Source organism: Mesorhizobium sp. YM1C-6-2, from assembly GCF_003666685.1.
Classification (GTDB): Bacteria; Pseudomonadota; Alphaproteobacteria; order Rhizobiales; family Rhizobiaceae; genus Mesorhizobium_K.
The window spans coordinates 258,837-273,795 of record NZ_RCIZ01000005.1 but is presented as its reverse complement, the minus strand read 5'-3'; the positions used below and the strand labels follow the sequence as shown (position 1 = coordinate 273,795).

Below are 14,959 nucleotides of genomic sequence, written 5' to 3'. Positions count from 1 at the left end.
GCGGCGTCAGGCCGCGCCGTAGTGGCGGTCTATCGCCGCTCTCGCTGCATCGAGGTCGGCGTCGAGACCCAGGGCGGACAGCGCCTCGGCGACAGCAATGACATTTGCAAGCATCGGCTCCCGCCGCGCACGCGGCCCCGCGTGATTGAGGCGAATGAGATGCTCCGCGCCCGGACCCACCCCGGCCGAGAGATCGGCGTCCGACGAAGTGGCGCGGCGTAGCAGATCGGAAACGCCGACTCTTTCCGGGAGCACCGCCGCCGTCACCAGATCGGACGAGGACGCATCCCTGGCCCAGGTCGACAGGCCGAGCGCCCGAACTGCGTCGCGCGTGGCCTCGCCGGCAATGCGGTGGCGCGCAACCGCCGCGTCCAGGCCTTCCGCCTCGATGCGGTCGAGTGATGCCTCCAGCGCGAAGAATTCGAGCGCTGAGGGCATGCCGGGGAGAACGCCGCGCCCCGCGTCGAGCCAGTTGCGCTTCAGGTCCATCAGCGAAAGCGTCGAATTGATTGGAGCATCCGGCCGATCGATCAGCCGCCAGGCCTTTTCGCTGATGGAGACTGCTGACAGGCCGGACGATCCGCCAAGCGCCTTCTGCGGCCCGATCACCGCCACGTCGACGCCGAGCGCATCGACGTCGAGTTCATGCCCGCCAAAGGAGGCGACGGCGTCGAGCACGATGGCCGCGCCGCGCGCCTTGGCGAGGCGTGCGATCTCGGGCAGCGGGTTGAGGATGCCGCTCGCCGACTCCGCATGCACCAGCGAGACGAGGTTGACGCCGGGCGCCGCATCGAACGCCGCCTGGAAAGCCGCGAGGGAAATCGGCTTGGCCGGTTCGGCGGCAACGTCCGTCACCGCCGCGCCGCCGCGTCTCAGCCATTCGCCGAACAGCGCGCCGTACGGACTGGTGACGACGTTGAGCGCCGCGACGCCAGGCGAAGCGATGCTCGCGGCCACCGCTTCGAGCGCGACGATCGCCTCGCCCTGGATGGGAAGCACGTCGTTTTTCGTTCGCAGAAGCCTGCCCATGCGGTCGGCCAGGCGCGGATAGCTATCGGCAGGGTAGGGCGGCAGGTCGAGGAAGGGCGAGGGATCGGGCATGAGAGCTCTACGCATGAAGGAGGCGCGGGACGGCCGCGACCAGCGCGCGGCCGGTCGCCGATTGCGGGTTGGCGACGATGTCGCGGGCAGGGCCATGTTCGACGATACGGCCAGCGTCCATGACCGCGATGCTGTGCGAGATCGCACGGACCACGGCGAGGTCGTGCGAGACGAAGACGTAGGCGATGCCCTGCTCGCGCTGCAGGCCGACCAGCAGGTCGAGGATTTTTGCGCGCACCGATACGTCGAGTGCCGACACCGCCTCGTCGAGAACGATCAGCTCCGGTCTCGTCGAAATGGCGCGCGCGATGGCGACGCGCTGGCGCTGCCCGCCGGATATCTCGTGGATGGCGCGGGAGGCGAAGGTGGGATCGAGCCCGACGCGCTCCAGAAGCCGGGCGACCGCGGCAGGCTGCTCCGCGCCGTTCCCAATGCGGTGGATGCGCAGCGGATCGGTGAGCGCGCTGCCGACCGTGGCGCGAGGGTTGAAGGCGGCGAGCGGGTCCTGGAACACCATCTGGATGCGCCGCCGCGTGGCGCGCAGGCCTTCCCCGCGCAGCGAAAGCAGGTCGACGCCGTCGAAATCGGCGCGGCCGGCGTCGGGCTCGATCAATCGCAGCAGCACGCGCGCAAGCGTCGACTTGCCGCTGCCGGACGGGCCGACGAGGCCGAGCGTCTCGCCGCGTCCGACCGTGATCGAAGCATTGTCGAGCGCCGCGATCCGGCGGCCGCCGCCGGCGTAGGTTTTGGAGATGCCGGTCGCGGAAAGCAGGGGCGCGCTCATGCAGCGTCCTCCGCAACCAGCGGCGGCGTTGCGAGGTCGATATGCGAAGCGATCAGCGAGGCGGTGTAGGCGTCCCTGGGCCGCGACAGAACCTCGGCCGTCGGGCCGGCCTCGACCAGGCGGCCGGCCCGGAACACCGCGATGCGGTCGGCGAAGCCCGACGCGAGCGCGATGTCGTGCGTGACGAAGAGGAGCGTCATGCCGTCCTCCCGCACGAGTTCTTCGAGCAGCGCTACGATTTCCGCCTGCACCACCATGTCGAGCGCGCTGGTCGGCTCGTCGGCGATCAAGAGCTTGGGCCGTGCGGCGATCGCCGAGGCGATGCAGACGCGCTGGCGCTGGCCGCCGGAGAGCTGGTGCGGATAGGTATGCAGCGCAGCGTCCGGCTGCGGTATGCGCACGCGCTCCAGGAGATGGCGCGCGCGGCCATAGGCCTCGTGCCAGCCCATGCCAAGGTGGCGCTGTGCGACTTCGGCGATCTGCTCGCCGACCGACAGCACCGGGTTGAGGCTGGCGCCTGCATCCTGGAACACGAAGCCATAGTCGCGGCCGGCGAGCGGCGCTTCGCCATAGGCCGGCCAGGCGATGTGTCCCGTGACGCGGGCGTTGTCCGGCAGCAGACCGGCGAGCGTCAGCGCCAGCGTGGACTTGCCCGAGCCGCTTTCGCCGATGATCGCGAGCCGCTCGCCCGGGACGATCTCCAGATCGACTGCTTCCAGCGCCGCGCCGGTCTGCCCATCCGCATCGTAGCCGACCGTCAGGCCGGAAAGGCGGGCGAATGTCTTGCTCATGCCCGCGCCCTGCGTTTTGCGAGCGCCTCGGCAAGGCCCTCGGAGAACAGATAGACGCCGAGCACGGTGAGCATCAGGGCGATGCCGGGAAAGATCGACAGGAAGGGTGCGGAGCGCAGCACGTTGCGCCCTTCGGCGATCATCGAGCCCCAGGTGACGATGTTGGGATCGCTCAAGCCCAGGAAGGAGAGCGCTGCCTCGATCAGCACCGAGCTCGCGACGATCACCGAGGACAGCGCCAGCACCGGGCCCAGGGCGTTAGGCAGCACTTCGCGCAACGCGATCTCCAGCGGGTGCATGCCGATGACGCGGGCGGCTGCGACATAGTCGCGTTCGCGGATCGACAGCACCTCGGCGCGGGCGAGGCGCGCCGGCGCGGTCCATGCGCCGAGCGCGATGGCGAGCACGACCACGGGAAGCGAGGCGCCGGCGACGCTGACGAAGGCGAGCGCCAGCAGGAAGCTCGGCACGATCTGGAAGGCGTCGACGACGCGCATCAGCGCTTCGTCGACCAGCCCGCCGGCAAAGCCCGCGAGCGTGCCGACGAGGGAGCCGATCACCAGGGCGACGACCGCCGCCGCGATGCCGACGGCGAGCGACGCGCGCGTCCCATGCACCAGCTCGGCGAGCACATCGCGGCCGAGCCGGTCCGTGCCGAAGGGCAGTGAGGCGTCGGTGAAAGGCTGGACCAGCGCCGGGCCGACGATCGAGAGCGGATCGTCGGGAAAGATCACGCCGGCGAAGATCGCCATCAGCGCGAGCAGGGAGAGCAGGGCGAGGCCGATCGCGCCTTCGGGCGAGCGCAGCAGCCGGGACAGCACGCTCATGTCGGGACTTCCGCGGCGCCGACGCGCGGGTCGAGCAGCCCGTAGGCGATGTCGACCGCGAGATTGACCAGGATGACGAGCACCGCGCTGACCACGATGATGCCGGTCAGCAGCGGCGCGTCGCGCCCGGCGACGGCCTCCTGTGCCAGCCGGCCGAAGCCGGGGATGGCGAAGACGCTCTCGATGACGACGCTGCCGCCGAGCATGGTCGCCGCCTGCAGCCCGAGCATGGTGACGAGCGGCAGCAGCGCGTTGCGCGCGATGTGGCGGACGACGATGCGATGGCGGCGAAGACCCTTGGCGCGGGCGGCAAGCGCAAAGTCCTGGCGCCAGGCTTCGGCCATGCCGGCGCGCATCATGCGCAGGAAGAGCGCGAGGTAGATGAAGCCGAGCGCCGCCACCGGCAGCACCAGATGCCAGGCGATGTCGAGCGCGCGTGCAAACCCTTCCTTGCCCGACGCGATCGTCTCGATGCCCGAGGTCGGGAACCAGCGCAGTTGCACAGCGAAGACGACGCTGAAGACGAGACCGAGCCAGAAGCTCGGCACCGCATAGAGCGCCAGCGAGCCGATCGAGAGCGCGCGGTCCGTGGCGCTCCCCGGTCGCGCGCCGGAGACGATGCCGAGAGCCGAGCCCAGCCCGAAGGACAGCGCCACCGCGCTGCCCATCAACCAGAGCGTGTTGGGCAGCCGCTCCAGGATCACGTCGAGGATCGGCCGGCCGAAGACGACGGACCAGCCGAGATCGAGGCGGAAAAGCGCTGTGACGTAGAGCCAGAGCCGGGCGAAGACGGACTGGTCGAGGCCGTAGCTTTCGCGCAGCGACTGCACCAGCGCCGGGTCGCCGCCGCCGATCGACAGAAGATAGGCGTCGACCGCGTCGCCGGGCGCCGCCTCCAGCAGGAAGAAGGTGCCGGCGATCACGATCAGCAGCACGGGTATGCTGCTGACCAGCCTGCGCCTGGCGAGGAGGAAAGCACGTCTCACTGGCGATGCGACCCCAGGAAAAGCTCCCCGTTGTCTATCACGATTCCAGTTCGGTATCCGCCCAGTTGGACACCGCCCAGCGCGGGTTGTTGGAAACGTTCTTCACGCTGTCGCGGGCGACCGTGATGAAGCCCCATTCCGCCACATTGATGAGCGGCAGGTCCTCCGCGACGAGCTTCTGGAACTGCCTGAACAGTTCCGTGCGGGCGGCGACGTCGACCGTCTCGTTGGCCTTGTCGATCAACTGGTCGAGCGCCTCGTTCTTGTAGCCGCCCTGGTTGGAGAAGGGCACGCCGTCAGGCGTTCCGCTCCTGACCAGGATGGTGGTCGAGATCGCCGGATCGCCGCGGAACACCGGCGGCGCGATGGCGAGGTCGAAAGCGTGGTCGGTGTAGACGGCCTTCTGGTGCGCGGCGGAATCGTTGTTGACGATCTCGGCGTCGATGCCGACCGCCGCGAGCGCCTGGCGCAGATAATCGCCGAACTGCTTCGTCTCGGCGAAATAAGGCGCCGGCAGCAGCTTTAGCGAGAAGCGGTTGCCGTCGGCGCCGCGCGGATAGCCCGCCTCGTCGAGCAGCGCGTTGGCCTTGGCGACATCGAAGGCGTAGGTGGGTACGCTGGCATCGTAGAACTCCGGCGCATTCTCCGGGATGATGCCGGTCGCCGGCTTGGCGTAGCCGAGGAAGATCGTCTTGACGACGAAATCCTTGTCGATCGCATGCGCGATCGCCTGGCGCACCTTGAGGTCGGCGAGTTCCTGGCGGCGATGATTGATCTCGACCACGAGCTGGTAGGTCAGCCCCTCATAACCGGTCGAATAGACCTTTATCCCCTCGACCTTCGAGATACGGTCGAGGTCGGCGAGCGGCACCTGGCTGAAGGCGGCGAGCTGGATCTCGTCGGCTTCGAGCGCGCCGGCGGCCGCCGCCCGGTCCGGCAGCACGCGGTAGACGATCTCGTCGAGCTTGGGTTGGCCTTCGCCCCAGTAGTTTTCGTTCTTGGCCAGCCGGTAATATTCGCCCGGCCTGTGTTCCTCGAACTTGAACGGCCCGGTGCCGATGAGCTTCGCGTTTGCCGGATCGGCGGCGATGTCGGCGCTGCCCTCATAGACATGCCTGGCGACGACGGCGGTGACGGCCGGCAGCGCGTTTCGGATGAGCTGGAACGGCGTCGGCTTGGAGAACTTGAAGATCGCGGTGTGCTCGTCCGGCGTCTCGACCGCCTCGAGATTGGCGAACACCAGCCGGCCGAGATTTTGGAGCGGCTTCCAGACGTTGAGCGCCGAGAAGGCGACGTCGGCGGAGGTGAAGGGCTTGCCGTCGTGCCAGGTCACGCCCTCGCGCAGCTTGAAGGTGACGGAGAGGCCGTCAGCGGAGCCCTCCCAGCTCGTTGCCAGCCGCGGCGCGAGCCCGTCCTTGCCGTCGAAGGAGGCTTCCGCGAGCGGCTCGACCACCTTGCTGGCGACGAAGAAGACGCCGTTCGAAGCGACGATCGCCGGGTTCAGGTTCTTCGGCTCGGAATCGGCGGCGACGATCAGGCGCCCGCCGGATTGGGCCAGCGCCTTCCAGGGCAGGGCGGTGGCGGCGGCAAGCATCGTCGTGCTCTGCAGCAGCGCACGACGGGTGAGCAGGAACTGGGACATGGGGTGCTCCATGACGGCAACGATCGCGGCATCGCGAGAAGAGGCGGAAGGAGAGTTACCGGCTGAGGGCAGCCTAACGCCAGGAAAGCTTTTTTTCACCGAGCCACGGTCGGGAAAATTCTTGCCACGGCTGAGTGAGGGACGGAGCGGCCGCCTGGGGTGCACAGATTGCCGGCATCCGGGAGGAGAGGGGTGCCGGCAATCCGGTGAAGTGGCCGGCGCTCAATGGGAGTGTTGCCTGAGGAGCGCCGGCCGGACGGGCCCGCAAAGGTCCGCCGCCTGACTAGAAGAGCATAGGCGGATGCGATTCGGCTATTGCGTTATCGCGGAATAAAACTTCTCCGCCGGCGGACCATGCACGGTGCGTGCTTCCGCCGGGAGAGTGGCCGGCGCCAAGGGCGTGGGGCTTGGGGTGAGGCGCCGGCCAGAAGCGGGTGGGTGGACCCGCCCGGCAATAGCAACATTCCCCGGGGCCGGCGGCTATTCCGTTTTCGCGGAAGATGTGCAGTGATTCGCTTCGTGCTTCAGAAGCGTCTCAAGCCGACCTGCACTCGGAGGTGACTGCGAGCCTGGCTACCGCTGCAACACGGATTTCGAAGCACTGACGGCTCCCGCGCGTGCAACCTGAATAATATCTGCTGCTTCCAAATGATTTTGACCTCCCAACGATTGTGGCTCAATAGCAACACCTGCCGATGGAAGCTGTTTTAACTTCGGTTCCACTAAAGGTTGTCGTTGCGGCAATAGGCGGAGTGTTTCAAACGTGGATTGGGAAGTTGGCACGCTTCCCAATCAGGTGGCATTGGGCGGAGGCGGGAATGCAATTCAGGCGTTTCGTGCTTGCATCGGTCGCGATGCTTGCAGCGGTTCCTGCGGCGCGCGCGGCCGATGCCGTCGTGATCGCCGAACCCGAGCCGATGGAATATGTCCGCGTCTGCGACACCTATGGCGTCGGCTTCTATTACATTCCCGGCACCGAAACCTGCCTCAAGGTGAGTGGCTATATCCGCATGGATGTAGGGGCAAAGGCGCTCGGCCTGACGGATGTCATCGACAAGAAGGATCGGGCTGAGGGGGTTCCCTTCTGGTGGGAAAACCTGAATGACACCTATGACACGCGTGCGCGCTTCCAGCTTCGTCTGGATTCCCGCGCCGAGACCGAACTCGGCACGTTGCGTACCTACTCGGCGATCAATTTCGACTGGGAGACGGAGACGTATGACGCGTTTCCGCCGGACGACAACGGTTTCACCGACAGTGTGACCAACGTGTCGATCGAACACGCCTATCTGCAACTGGGCGGTTTTCGCGTCGGCAAGACGGATTCGCTGTTCTCCACCTTCACCGGATATGCCGGCGGCGTCATCAACGACGACATCATCGGTTACGGTCCTTACGGCACCCACCAGATGGCCTACGGCTGGTCAAACGACAGCGGATTTGGCGTGACGGTGGCGCTGGAAGTCGGTGATGGAAACTTGATCGCCCCTTTCCTGGCTCCGGCATTCGACGACCCCAATCTGTATACGCTGGACAGCTACACGCCCCATCTCGTCGGCGGCGTCGGCTGGCAGGGCGCGTGGGGCGGGGTGTCCGTTGTGGCGGGTTACGATTCGGTTTGGGAGGAAGGCGCGGTCAAGGCGCGCGTCGACTTCTATCCGACCGACAGGCTGTCGCTGTTCGCGATGGCGGGGTGGGCCTCATATGATGATGAGGCGGATACGCTTGGCTTCCGGGACTTCTACGTTGACGACAGTGGCTTTCACGAGTTCAGCGTGAAGGACAGCCCTAACTATTATGCGCCCTGGGGCGGGAACTGGGCGCTCTGGGCCGGCGGCTCATTCATGCTGACCGACAAGGCGACCTTCAACCTCCAGGTCTCCTATGACCAGATGGAGGATTTCGCGGTCGTGGCCAACGTGGCTTACGAGCTCGTCCCGAACTTCGTCATCACCCCCGAGATCGCCTACATCGACAATTTCAACGACGAGTTCCAGAACTGGAACGAATACTGGGACGGTCGCGAAGTCCCTACGGAGAACTGGGGCTTCTTCGTTCGTGCCCAGGCGAATTTCGGCGGCTGATGGAGCGTCCTATGCGGGGATTGGCAAAAAAGACGATTGCGGCGCTGGCTGCTCTTCTGTCGACGTCGGTGGCGTTTGCCCAGGAGCAGGTGGGGCAGGCGACCCTCATCAAGACGGCGGTGACCGGCGCAAGCGGGCCGCTTGCGTTGAAGTCTCCCGTCTACCGCGACGAGCGCATCACCACCTCGCAGAGCGGCCTGGGTGAATTCACGTTCCGGGACGGCACCAAGTTCGCCGTCGGCGGCAGTTCCTCGGTGGTCATCGACCGCTTCGTCTTCAACGATTCGAATACGTTCAACCAGCTCACCCTCAACGCCGCGCGCGGTTCGTTCCGCTGGATCAGCGGCAAGTCGAAGTCGCAGGCCTACGAGATCGTGACGCCGGCGGGCACCATCGGCGTTCGCGGCACCCGGCTCGATATCTTCGTCGGCCCGGGTGGCCTGACCTCCGTCGTGCTGCTTGAGGGCGCCGCGCAATTCTGCGGCGTCAACGGCTGCCAGGAACTGCGCCGCCGCTGCGATGTCGTGATCGCAACCCCGAGCGGCGGCGTCAGCGACGCAGCGCGCGTCGACCGCACCATCTTCCAGACCGTCGGCACCAACAGCGCTTTCCCGTTCCTGTCGGGCAGGCAGCGGCTGACACGCGGCTTCTACGGCTTTGCCAGCGGCAGCTGCGGCCTGGCCGGCGCCGGCAACGGCCTGCAGCGGACCGACCCCGGCGGCGCCGGCCGGCCGGAACGCCCGCAGCCGAATTCTGGCAGCTATCCCTGAGAAGGGCGGAAGCATCGAAGGAAAGCCGGGCCCGCCCCGGCTTTTTCTTTGCGCGCAGTTTACGCGTGTCAGATGATACGCAGTCCAATTTCGGTGTCACCGAGTTATGTGACGAATACCTCCGCGCTTGCCTTAGCAGCAGAAGAACTTTCGAGCGAGATTTGGAGACGAATGAATCCCAGACCGACACGGGTGCGCCGAACAGCACGTAAAGGGTAGCTAAGCGCCTATATTCGTGATCGGCAACCAAAAGTGTGCATTGTTATTTCACACTGTCTGGTTTGGGGCCGCTAGCGGACGGGCAGCTTTTGCGTTGGCTGCTCGAACGCGGCTTCGATCTCATCTACGACGGATGAACGGTTTTCTCCCCCGCTGCAAAACGAGTTGGTCGCAGAGAGCTTCGCGTTGAAGCTCTCGCAATAGTCGTTCTCCCGGAGTTGGTGAGGCAAACAGGCATGAATTCGCGTTATATGTTTCTTCCTGGTTTCTGGAAGTACTCGCCAAGCGCGTCGCCCAGAAGATTGAGGCCCAGGATGAAGCCCGAAACGGCAAGGCCGACGACGATCGCCAGCGACGGCTGAATCGCCAGAAAGCTCTGCGCCTCCCGGAGCATGGAGCCGAAGGAGGGGGCGGGCGGCTGTACGCCGAGGCCGAGGAAACTCAGCGAGGCCTCCCACAACACGGCCTGCGCCCCGTCGAAGCTCGCGACAACGACCAGCGGGCCGATCATGTTGGGAAGGATCTCGCTCCACAGGATGCGCAGTTCGCTTGCGCCAAGGCCACGCGCGGCATCGACGAATTCACGATCGCGCAACTGGATCGCGACGCTTCGCGACACGCGCGCGAAATCCGGCACCGCCGCCAGCCCCACCGCGATCATGGCGTTGGTGAGCGAGGGGCTCAGAAGCGCGACGATGACGATGGCCACGAGGATGGTGGGGAAGCCCTGCAGGATCTCCGTTATCCTGGACACCAGCAAGTCGACGATGCCTCCCCGGCCGCCCGCGATCAGCCCGAGCGTGGTGCCTATCACGCCGCCGAGCAGGACGACGATGAGAAACGCCTGTGCGGCGACACGCGAGGCGCCAAGCAGCCTGCTCAGGACGTCGCGTCCCAGCGGATCGGTGCCCAGCCAGTGCTCGGCGCTCGGGCCTTGCAGCGCCATTGCGAGGTTCGTGTCGGTCATCGAATGCGGAGCGACGATCGGGCCGATCGATGCCGCCAGCAGGAAGAGGGCGACCAGCGCGAGCGCGACCGGCGAGCGGCGGATGAGGAACCCAAGGACGCCGGCCTGTCTGCGCCGCTCCCGCCCCGGGCTGGTTGCGGTCGCGCTCATTGTGTCCGTACCCTTGGATCGATCAGCACATAGGCGAGGTCGATCAGCAGATTGACCAGCACGTAGCCGCAGGCCGCCACGAGGACGACGCCCTGGATGACCGGATAATCCCGGTTCAGCACTGCGTTCATGCCGAGTCGGCCAAGCCCGGGGATCGAAAAGATCACCTCGATCACGATGGCGCCTGAAATGAGGACGCCAAGCTGAAGCCCGATATAGGTCACCGTCGTGATCATCGTGTTGGGCGCCACATGCCGCATCAGGATGGCCGACGGCTTGACGCCCTTGGCGCGGGCGGTGTCGACATAGCCTTCGCGCAGGACTTCAAGCGCGGTCATGCGCACGAAACGAACAAGCGGTGGAACCAGATAGATCGTCAATGTGAGGACGGGCAGGATCATGGAGCGGAAATTGCCCCAGACGCCGCGCGAAAGCGGCACATAGCCTGCCGACGGCAGCAGCTTCAGCCATACCGAAAAGGTGATGATCAGAAGGAGCCCCACCCAGAAGCCCGGCACCGATATGCCGACCGTGATCAGCGCGGAGACGGGACGGCTCCACCAGCGTCGCTCGTTCTGGGCCAGCAGAAGTCCGATCGGAAGCGCTATGACGACGGCGATGATGAGGCTCGAGAAGGCAAGCTGCAGCGTCGGCGGCAATGCAGTCATCAACAGGTCGTTGACCGGCTTGAAGCTGAGGTTCGACGTGCCGAGGTTCCCCTGCACGGTTTCCCTGAGCCATATCAGGTAGCGCGTGGGCAGGGGCTGGTCGAGGCCCATCTGGCGCGTCACCGCCTCCACCCGCTCTGGCGTCGCCATGTTGCCCAGCAGGACGGCGGCGGGGTTACCCGGCGCGAGTGCCGTGGCGAAGAATGCCAGCGCGCTGACGCAGATCAGCGTCGCCAATCCACCGAGCATGCGGCCGAGAAGATACGTTCCCATGTTCAAACCTTGATGGCCGGCGGTGATCCTTGCACCGCCGGCCCCGTTCTGGAGTATGAAAAATGCCTACTGGGTCACTTTAGTATAGTCGTCGATGCCGCTCGGGCCGATGACCAGCGACTTTGCTCCTTCGTTTCCAAGGAAAAAGAGCGGAAGGTGGTTGACCGTGATCTGCGGCATCTCGTCGAGCAGCAGCTTCTGGAGCTCCTGATAGAGCTCGATCTGCTTCGCATGATCCAGCTCCGCGCCGGCCCGCTTGACGAGATCGGCGTATCCGTCGGGGTTCCAGTAATTCACGTTCGAGGTCGGGGCGAGGTTGGGCGAGTTGAACATGCTGGCCGGATCTTCGGGACCCGTGTTGAAGTTGTCCGTCGTGACGTCGTAGTCGGGCTTGTTGAGCACCCGGTCCAGCCACACGGTGACCTCGAGCTCCCGCACCGTCACCTGGTGGCCGAGGCGGTTGAGGTTGTCCTGGAGGATCAGAGCCATGGACTTCAGGGAGTCGAAACCCTGGATCGTCAGGATCTCCATCTTCAGGGGGTTGTCCTTGCTGAAGCCGGCCTCGGCGAGCAGCGCCGCGGACTTATCCAGGTCGAAAGGATACATGCTGGCCGATTCCGGCCAATAGGTCGCCATTTCCTGCGGGACCGGATTGATCGTCGGTCGCGCCAGGCCGAACCAGACGGCCTTTGCATAGCTCTCGCGGTCGAACGCATGGGCGAGGGCCTGACGGACGCGCTTGTCGTCGAATGGCGCGCGCTTGGTGTTGATGTTGAAGTTTTCGTAGAGGATGTACGGCTTGGTCTGGATGACCTCGATGCCGGCCGCCTGTGCCTGCACGACATCCTTGCCCTCGACCAGGGCGACCATCTGCAGCGTCCCGTCCTGCATGCCGGCGAGACGGGCCTGTGAATCGGGAACGATGCGCCACTCTATCGCGCCGATCTGCGGCGCGTTGCGATGCTCTGCAAAACGCTCGACGCGGATATGATCGCCCGGTGCCCAGCTTGCGAACTTGAACGGGCCGGTGCCGATCGGCGCCGTGTTGATCGCCCCGATATTGGCTTCCTTGACGATCTGGATCACCGCCAGGTTTGCGAGAATGCCGGGTACGGGATTGGCGAGGGTAAGCTTGACGGTCAAGTCGTCGACGGCTTCGACGCCGGAAACCGCGACCAGCTGCGGCGCGAAGGGACTGCCGACTTCCTTGTTCTGGACGCGCTTTAAGGAATACACCACGTCGGCTGCGGTGAATGGCGAGCCGTCATGCCAGGTGACGCCGGATTCCAGCTTGAAGGTTGCGGTCAGGCCATCGGGCGCGATCTCCCAGCTTTCCGCCAGCATGGGATCGGCCTTGAGCGTGTCGGGGTTGATGAAGACCAGCGCCTCGAACACGGTCGAGCGGATAGTGTGACGAAACACGTCGTTGGGTGACATCTGCGGATCAAGCGTGTTGATGTCGCTCGAGATGCCGACGATCAGTTCGCCGCTCCCTTGCGCCAGTGCTGCCGGGCTCATCGCCAACCCGACTGGCAGCATCGCGGCTGCGGCGGTTCCTCCAAGAAGACGCAGGAATTGCGCCCTGTTCAAATGCACTGTTCCAATGGTCATGTCTTGCTCCCCTGTTGAAGTTGACTATTCACGCGAAAAAGTGCGGACCGCTTGCGCGCCCGTGGGGCCTCCCGTTGTCGAGGTTGTCACCAGATGGCATGCGACCTGCCGGCCTTCTCCGTGATGTTCCAAAGCCGGCTCGACGCGCGAGCAGATATCCGCAGCGATCGGGCAGCGTGTATGGAACCGGCATCCGGACGGCGGGTTGATCGGACTTGGGATGTCGCCTTCAATCGCCTTGTCGGCGTGGGTGGCGGCGTCGGGATCGGGCATGGGCACCGCCGCGAGCAGCGCTTGCGAGTAGGGGTGCAGCGGCCCCTGATAAAACGCTTCCGCCGGCGCCAGCTCGACCAGTTTGCCGAGATACATGACCCCGATTCGGTCCGAGACATGGCGAATGACGCCGAGGTCATGCGATATGAAAAGAATACTGAGCCCAAGCTTTTCCTGGAGCTCCTTGAGCAGATTCAGAATCTGCGCCTGCACCGACACGTCGAGCGCGGAAACCGGCTCGTCGGCGACGATGAGGCGAGGGTTCAGCGCCAGCGCCCGCGCGATGCCGATGCGCTGCCGCTGTCCGCCGGAAAGCTCGTGTGGATGCCTGTCGGCATAGGCCGCCGCCAGGCCCACATGATCGAGCAGTTCCACGACGCGGTCGCGCTCTTCCTGCCGCGATCCCCCCAGCCCCTGGATGCGCGAGGCATCGCGCAAGATGGAGCCGACGCGCTTGCGGGGGTTCAGGCTCGCCATCGGATCCTGGAACACGAGCTGTATGCGCCGCCGCAACGGGCGCATCTCGCGCATGGATTTGTGCGCGATGTCCTCTCCCTCGAAGACGATGCTGCCGTCGGTCGGTTCGTGGAGCCGCGCGACGCAGCGCGCGAGCGTGGATTTTCCGCAGCCGGATTCACCGACCAGCCCGAGGGTCTCGCCAGCGGCGATGTCGAAGCTTACGCCGTCGACGGCCCGCAGCTCCGCCTTGACGCGCCTGAACAGCCCGCCCCGGATCGCAAAGAGCTTTCGTATGCCCCGCACGCTCAGCAAGGGTTGGGCGCTCATTGCAGGACCTCGACAATCTTGAGGTCGGCGGGGCTCCGTTCGACGCTAGGCACCAGCCAGCAGCGCGAAAGATGCGCGCCGTCTTCGAGCGGCGCCAGCGGCGGTTCGTCGCTGCATTGCTCGAATGCAAAGTCGCAGCGCGGCCGGAACGCACACCCCTTCGGCCTGCCGTCGGCCAGCATGGGCGTGGCTCCCTTGATGGTCGGCAGACGCCGGGTCTTTACGCGGTTGGCTGCGGGAATGGAGGCCAGGAGCCGTGCCGTGTAGGGGTGCTGAGGCGCGCGCAGGACATCGCGCACCGGGCCGCTCTCGACGCAGCGGCCCGCATACATGACCAGCACGCGATCGGCGATCTCGGCCACCACGCCAAGATCATGCGTGATGAAGATCACAGCCATCGCGTATTCGGCGCGCAGTCGTTTGATGAGAAGAAGAATCTGCTTCTGCATGGTGACGTCGAGGGCAGTCGTCGGCTCGTCGGCGATCAGGAGGGCGGGATTGCCCGCCAGCGCGAGCGCAATCATCGCGCGCTGGCGCATGCCGCCCGAAAACTGATGTGGATAATCGTCGATCCGCGTGTCCGGGCTGGGGATTCCGACTTCGGCAAGCAGCTCCAGCGTGCGTCGCCGCCGTGCGGTGCGGTCGAGTTGCGTGTGGATCGACAGGGCTTCGTCGATCTGCGCGCCGATCCGCTGGAGGGGGTTCAGGCTGCTCATCGGATCCTGGAAGATCATCGCAATGCTTCCGCCGCGCAGGCGGCGCATGCTTTCCTCGTCCAGTTCCAGCAGGTTCTGGCCCCTGAACGCAACGTTGCCCGACAGTTCGAAATTCGGATCGGTGCGATTGAGGCCGATGATCGAGCGTGCGGTCACGGTTTTGCCGCAACCGGATTCGCCGACGATGCAGACGACCTCGCCGGCGGCGACCGAGAAGCTGACGCCATCGACAAGCGTCGCGCCGGCCCCGCGTCCGGCGAGGCTGACACTGAGTTCCCTGACATCGAGCAACAGGTCGGTCATCGCTGCAC

Annotated in this window: 13 protein-coding genes; 2 read left to right on the top strand and 11 right to left on the bottom strand. The window is 65.5% G+C overall.

Annotated elements, in window-relative coordinates; genetic code table 11:
• Positions 1 to 6 precede the first annotated feature (6 nt).
• From D8676_RS15520 to D8676_RS15495, 6 genes are read right to left on the bottom strand one after another with little or no spacing between them, the layout of a single operon-like run.
• Positions 7 to 1,116, bottom strand: a complete 1,110-nt coding sequence (locus D8676_RS15520) for an aminotransferase class V-fold PLP-dependent enzyme (protein WP_245426832.1) — start codon at positions 1,114 to 1,116, stop codon at positions 7 to 9.
• On the bottom strand, positions 1,109 to 1,885 hold the full coding sequence (locus D8676_RS15515; protein WP_121581979.1) for an ATP-binding cassette domain-containing protein: 777 nt from the start codon (positions 1,883 to 1,885) through the stop codon (positions 1,109 to 1,111). The genes D8676_RS15520 and D8676_RS15515 overlap by 8 nt, the downstream gene beginning before the upstream one ends.
• Positions 1,882 to 2,676 (bottom strand): ABC transporter ATP-binding protein, encoded by a 795-nt coding sequence (locus D8676_RS15510; protein ID WP_121581978.1) that lies wholly within the window; start codon positions 2,674 to 2,676, stop codon positions 1,882 to 1,884. Before D8676_RS15510 ends, D8676_RS15515 begins: the two co-directional genes overlap by 4 nt.
• Positions 2,673 to 3,503, bottom strand: a complete 831-nt coding sequence (locus D8676_RS15505; RefSeq protein WP_121581977.1) for an ABC transporter permease — start codon at positions 3,501 to 3,503, stop codon at positions 2,673 to 2,675. The genes D8676_RS15510 and D8676_RS15505 overlap by 4 nt, the downstream gene beginning before the upstream one ends.
• Complete coding sequence (locus D8676_RS15500) at positions 3,500 to 4,489, bottom strand: ABC transporter permease (RefSeq protein ID WP_121581976.1); 990 nt, start codon at positions 4,487 to 4,489, stop codon at positions 3,500 to 3,502. The genes D8676_RS15505 and D8676_RS15500 overlap by 4 nt, the downstream gene beginning before the upstream one ends.
• Before the next feature lie 37 nt (positions 4,490 to 4,526).
• Positions 4,527 to 6,131: an ABC transporter substrate-binding protein gene (locus D8676_RS15495; protein ID WP_121581975.1), complete on the bottom strand. Its 1,605-nt coding sequence runs from the start codon at positions 6,129 to 6,131 to the stop codon at positions 4,527 to 4,529.
• Positions 6,132 to 6,949: 818 nt separating this feature from the next.
• On the opposite strand from D8676_RS15495, the gene D8676_RS15490 reads away from it, so the two are divergent.
• On the top strand, positions 6,950 to 8,215 hold the full coding sequence (locus tag D8676_RS15490; RefSeq protein WP_121581974.1) for a porin: 1,266 nt from the start codon (positions 6,950 to 6,952) through the stop codon (positions 8,213 to 8,215).
• 11 nt (positions 8,216 to 8,226) lie between these two features.
• Positions 8,227 to 8,985: a FecR domain-containing protein gene (locus tag D8676_RS15485; protein ID WP_121581973.1), complete on the top strand. Its 759-nt coding sequence runs from the start codon at positions 8,227 to 8,229 to the stop codon at positions 8,983 to 8,985.
• Positions 8,986 to 9,451: 466 nt separating this feature from the next.
• On the opposite strand, the gene D8676_RS15480 is transcribed toward D8676_RS15485, so the two are convergent.
• From D8676_RS15480 to D8676_RS15460, 5 genes are all read right to left on the bottom strand, one after another.
• The gene (locus D8676_RS15480; protein ID WP_121581972.1) at positions 9,452 to 10,321 is read right to left on the bottom strand and encodes an ABC transporter permease; all 870 of its coding nucleotides are present in this window, start codon (positions 10,319 to 10,321) and stop codon (positions 9,452 to 9,454) included.
• Complete coding sequence (locus D8676_RS15475) at positions 10,318 to 11,262, bottom strand: ABC transporter permease (protein ID WP_121581971.1); 945 nt, start codon at positions 11,260 to 11,262, stop codon at positions 10,318 to 10,320. Before D8676_RS15475 ends, D8676_RS15480 begins: the two co-directional genes overlap by 4 nt.
• A gap of 66 nt (positions 11,263 to 11,328) precedes the next feature.
• The gene (locus D8676_RS15470; protein ID WP_121581970.1) at positions 11,329 to 12,873 is read right to left on the bottom strand and encodes an ABC transporter substrate-binding protein; all 1,545 of its coding nucleotides are present in this window, start codon (positions 12,871 to 12,873) and stop codon (positions 11,329 to 11,331) included.
• Positions 12,874 to 12,897: 24 nt separating this feature from the next.
• Entirely contained in the window at positions 12,898 to 13,932 is a 1,035-nt protein-coding gene (locus D8676_RS15465; RefSeq protein WP_121581969.1) for an ABC transporter ATP-binding protein, read from the bottom strand.
• Positions 13,929 to 14,951 (bottom strand): ABC transporter ATP-binding protein, encoded by a 1,023-nt coding sequence (locus D8676_RS15460; protein ID WP_245426831.1) that lies wholly within the window; start codon positions 14,949 to 14,951, stop codon positions 13,929 to 13,931. Before D8676_RS15460 ends, D8676_RS15465 begins: the two co-directional genes overlap by 4 nt.
• Positions 14,952 to 14,959 lie beyond the last annotated feature (8 nt).

What these genes read in the sequence shown, in the direction of transcription:
- D8676_RS15475 (WP_121581971.1), bottom strand. Translation starts at nt 11,262, where the DNA reads ATGGGAACGTATCTTCTCGGCCGCATGCTCGGTGGATTGGCGACGCTG.
- D8676_RS15510 (WP_121581978.1), bottom strand. Translation starts at nt 2,676, where the DNA reads ATGAGCAAGACATTCGCCCGCCTTTCCGGCCTGACGGTCGGCTACGAT.
- D8676_RS15520 (WP_245426832.1), bottom strand. Translation starts at nt 1,116, where the DNA reads ATGCGTAGAGCTCTCATGCCCGATCCCTCGCCCTTCCTCGACCTGCCG.
- D8676_RS15485 (WP_121581973.1), top strand. Translation starts at nt 8,227, where the DNA reads ATGCGGGGATTGGCAAAAAAGACGATTGCGGCGCTGGCTGCTCTTCTG.
- D8676_RS15515 (WP_121581979.1), bottom strand. Translation starts at nt 1,885, where the DNA reads ATGAGCGCGCCCCTGCTTTCCGCGACCGGCATCTCCAAAACCTACGCC.
- D8676_RS15460 (WP_245426831.1), bottom strand. Translation starts at nt 14,951, where the DNA reads ATGACCGACCTGTTGCTCGATGTCAGGGAACTCAGTGTCAGCCTCGCC.
- D8676_RS15495 (WP_121581975.1), bottom strand. Translation starts at nt 6,131, where the DNA reads ATGTCCCAGTTCCTGCTCACCCGTCGTGCGCTGCTGCAGAGCACGACG.
- D8676_RS15470 (WP_121581970.1), bottom strand. Translation starts at nt 12,873, where the DNA reads ATGACCATTGGAACAGTGCATTTGAACAGGGCGCAATTCCTGCGTCTT.
- D8676_RS15480 (WP_121581972.1), bottom strand. Translation starts at nt 10,321, where the DNA reads ATGAGCGCGACCGCAACCAGCCCGGGGCGGGAGCGGCGCAGACAGGCC.
- D8676_RS15505 (WP_121581977.1), bottom strand. Translation starts at nt 3,503, where the DNA reads ATGAGCGTGCTGTCCCGGCTGCTGCGCTCGCCCGAAGGCGCGATCGGC.
- D8676_RS15465 (WP_121581969.1), bottom strand. Translation starts at nt 13,932, where the DNA reads ATGAGCGCCCAACCCTTGCTGAGCGTGCGGGGCATACGAAAGCTCTTT.
- D8676_RS15490 (WP_121581974.1), top strand. Translation starts at nt 6,950, where the DNA reads ATGCAATTCAGGCGTTTCGTGCTTGCATCGGTCGCGATGCTTGCAGCG.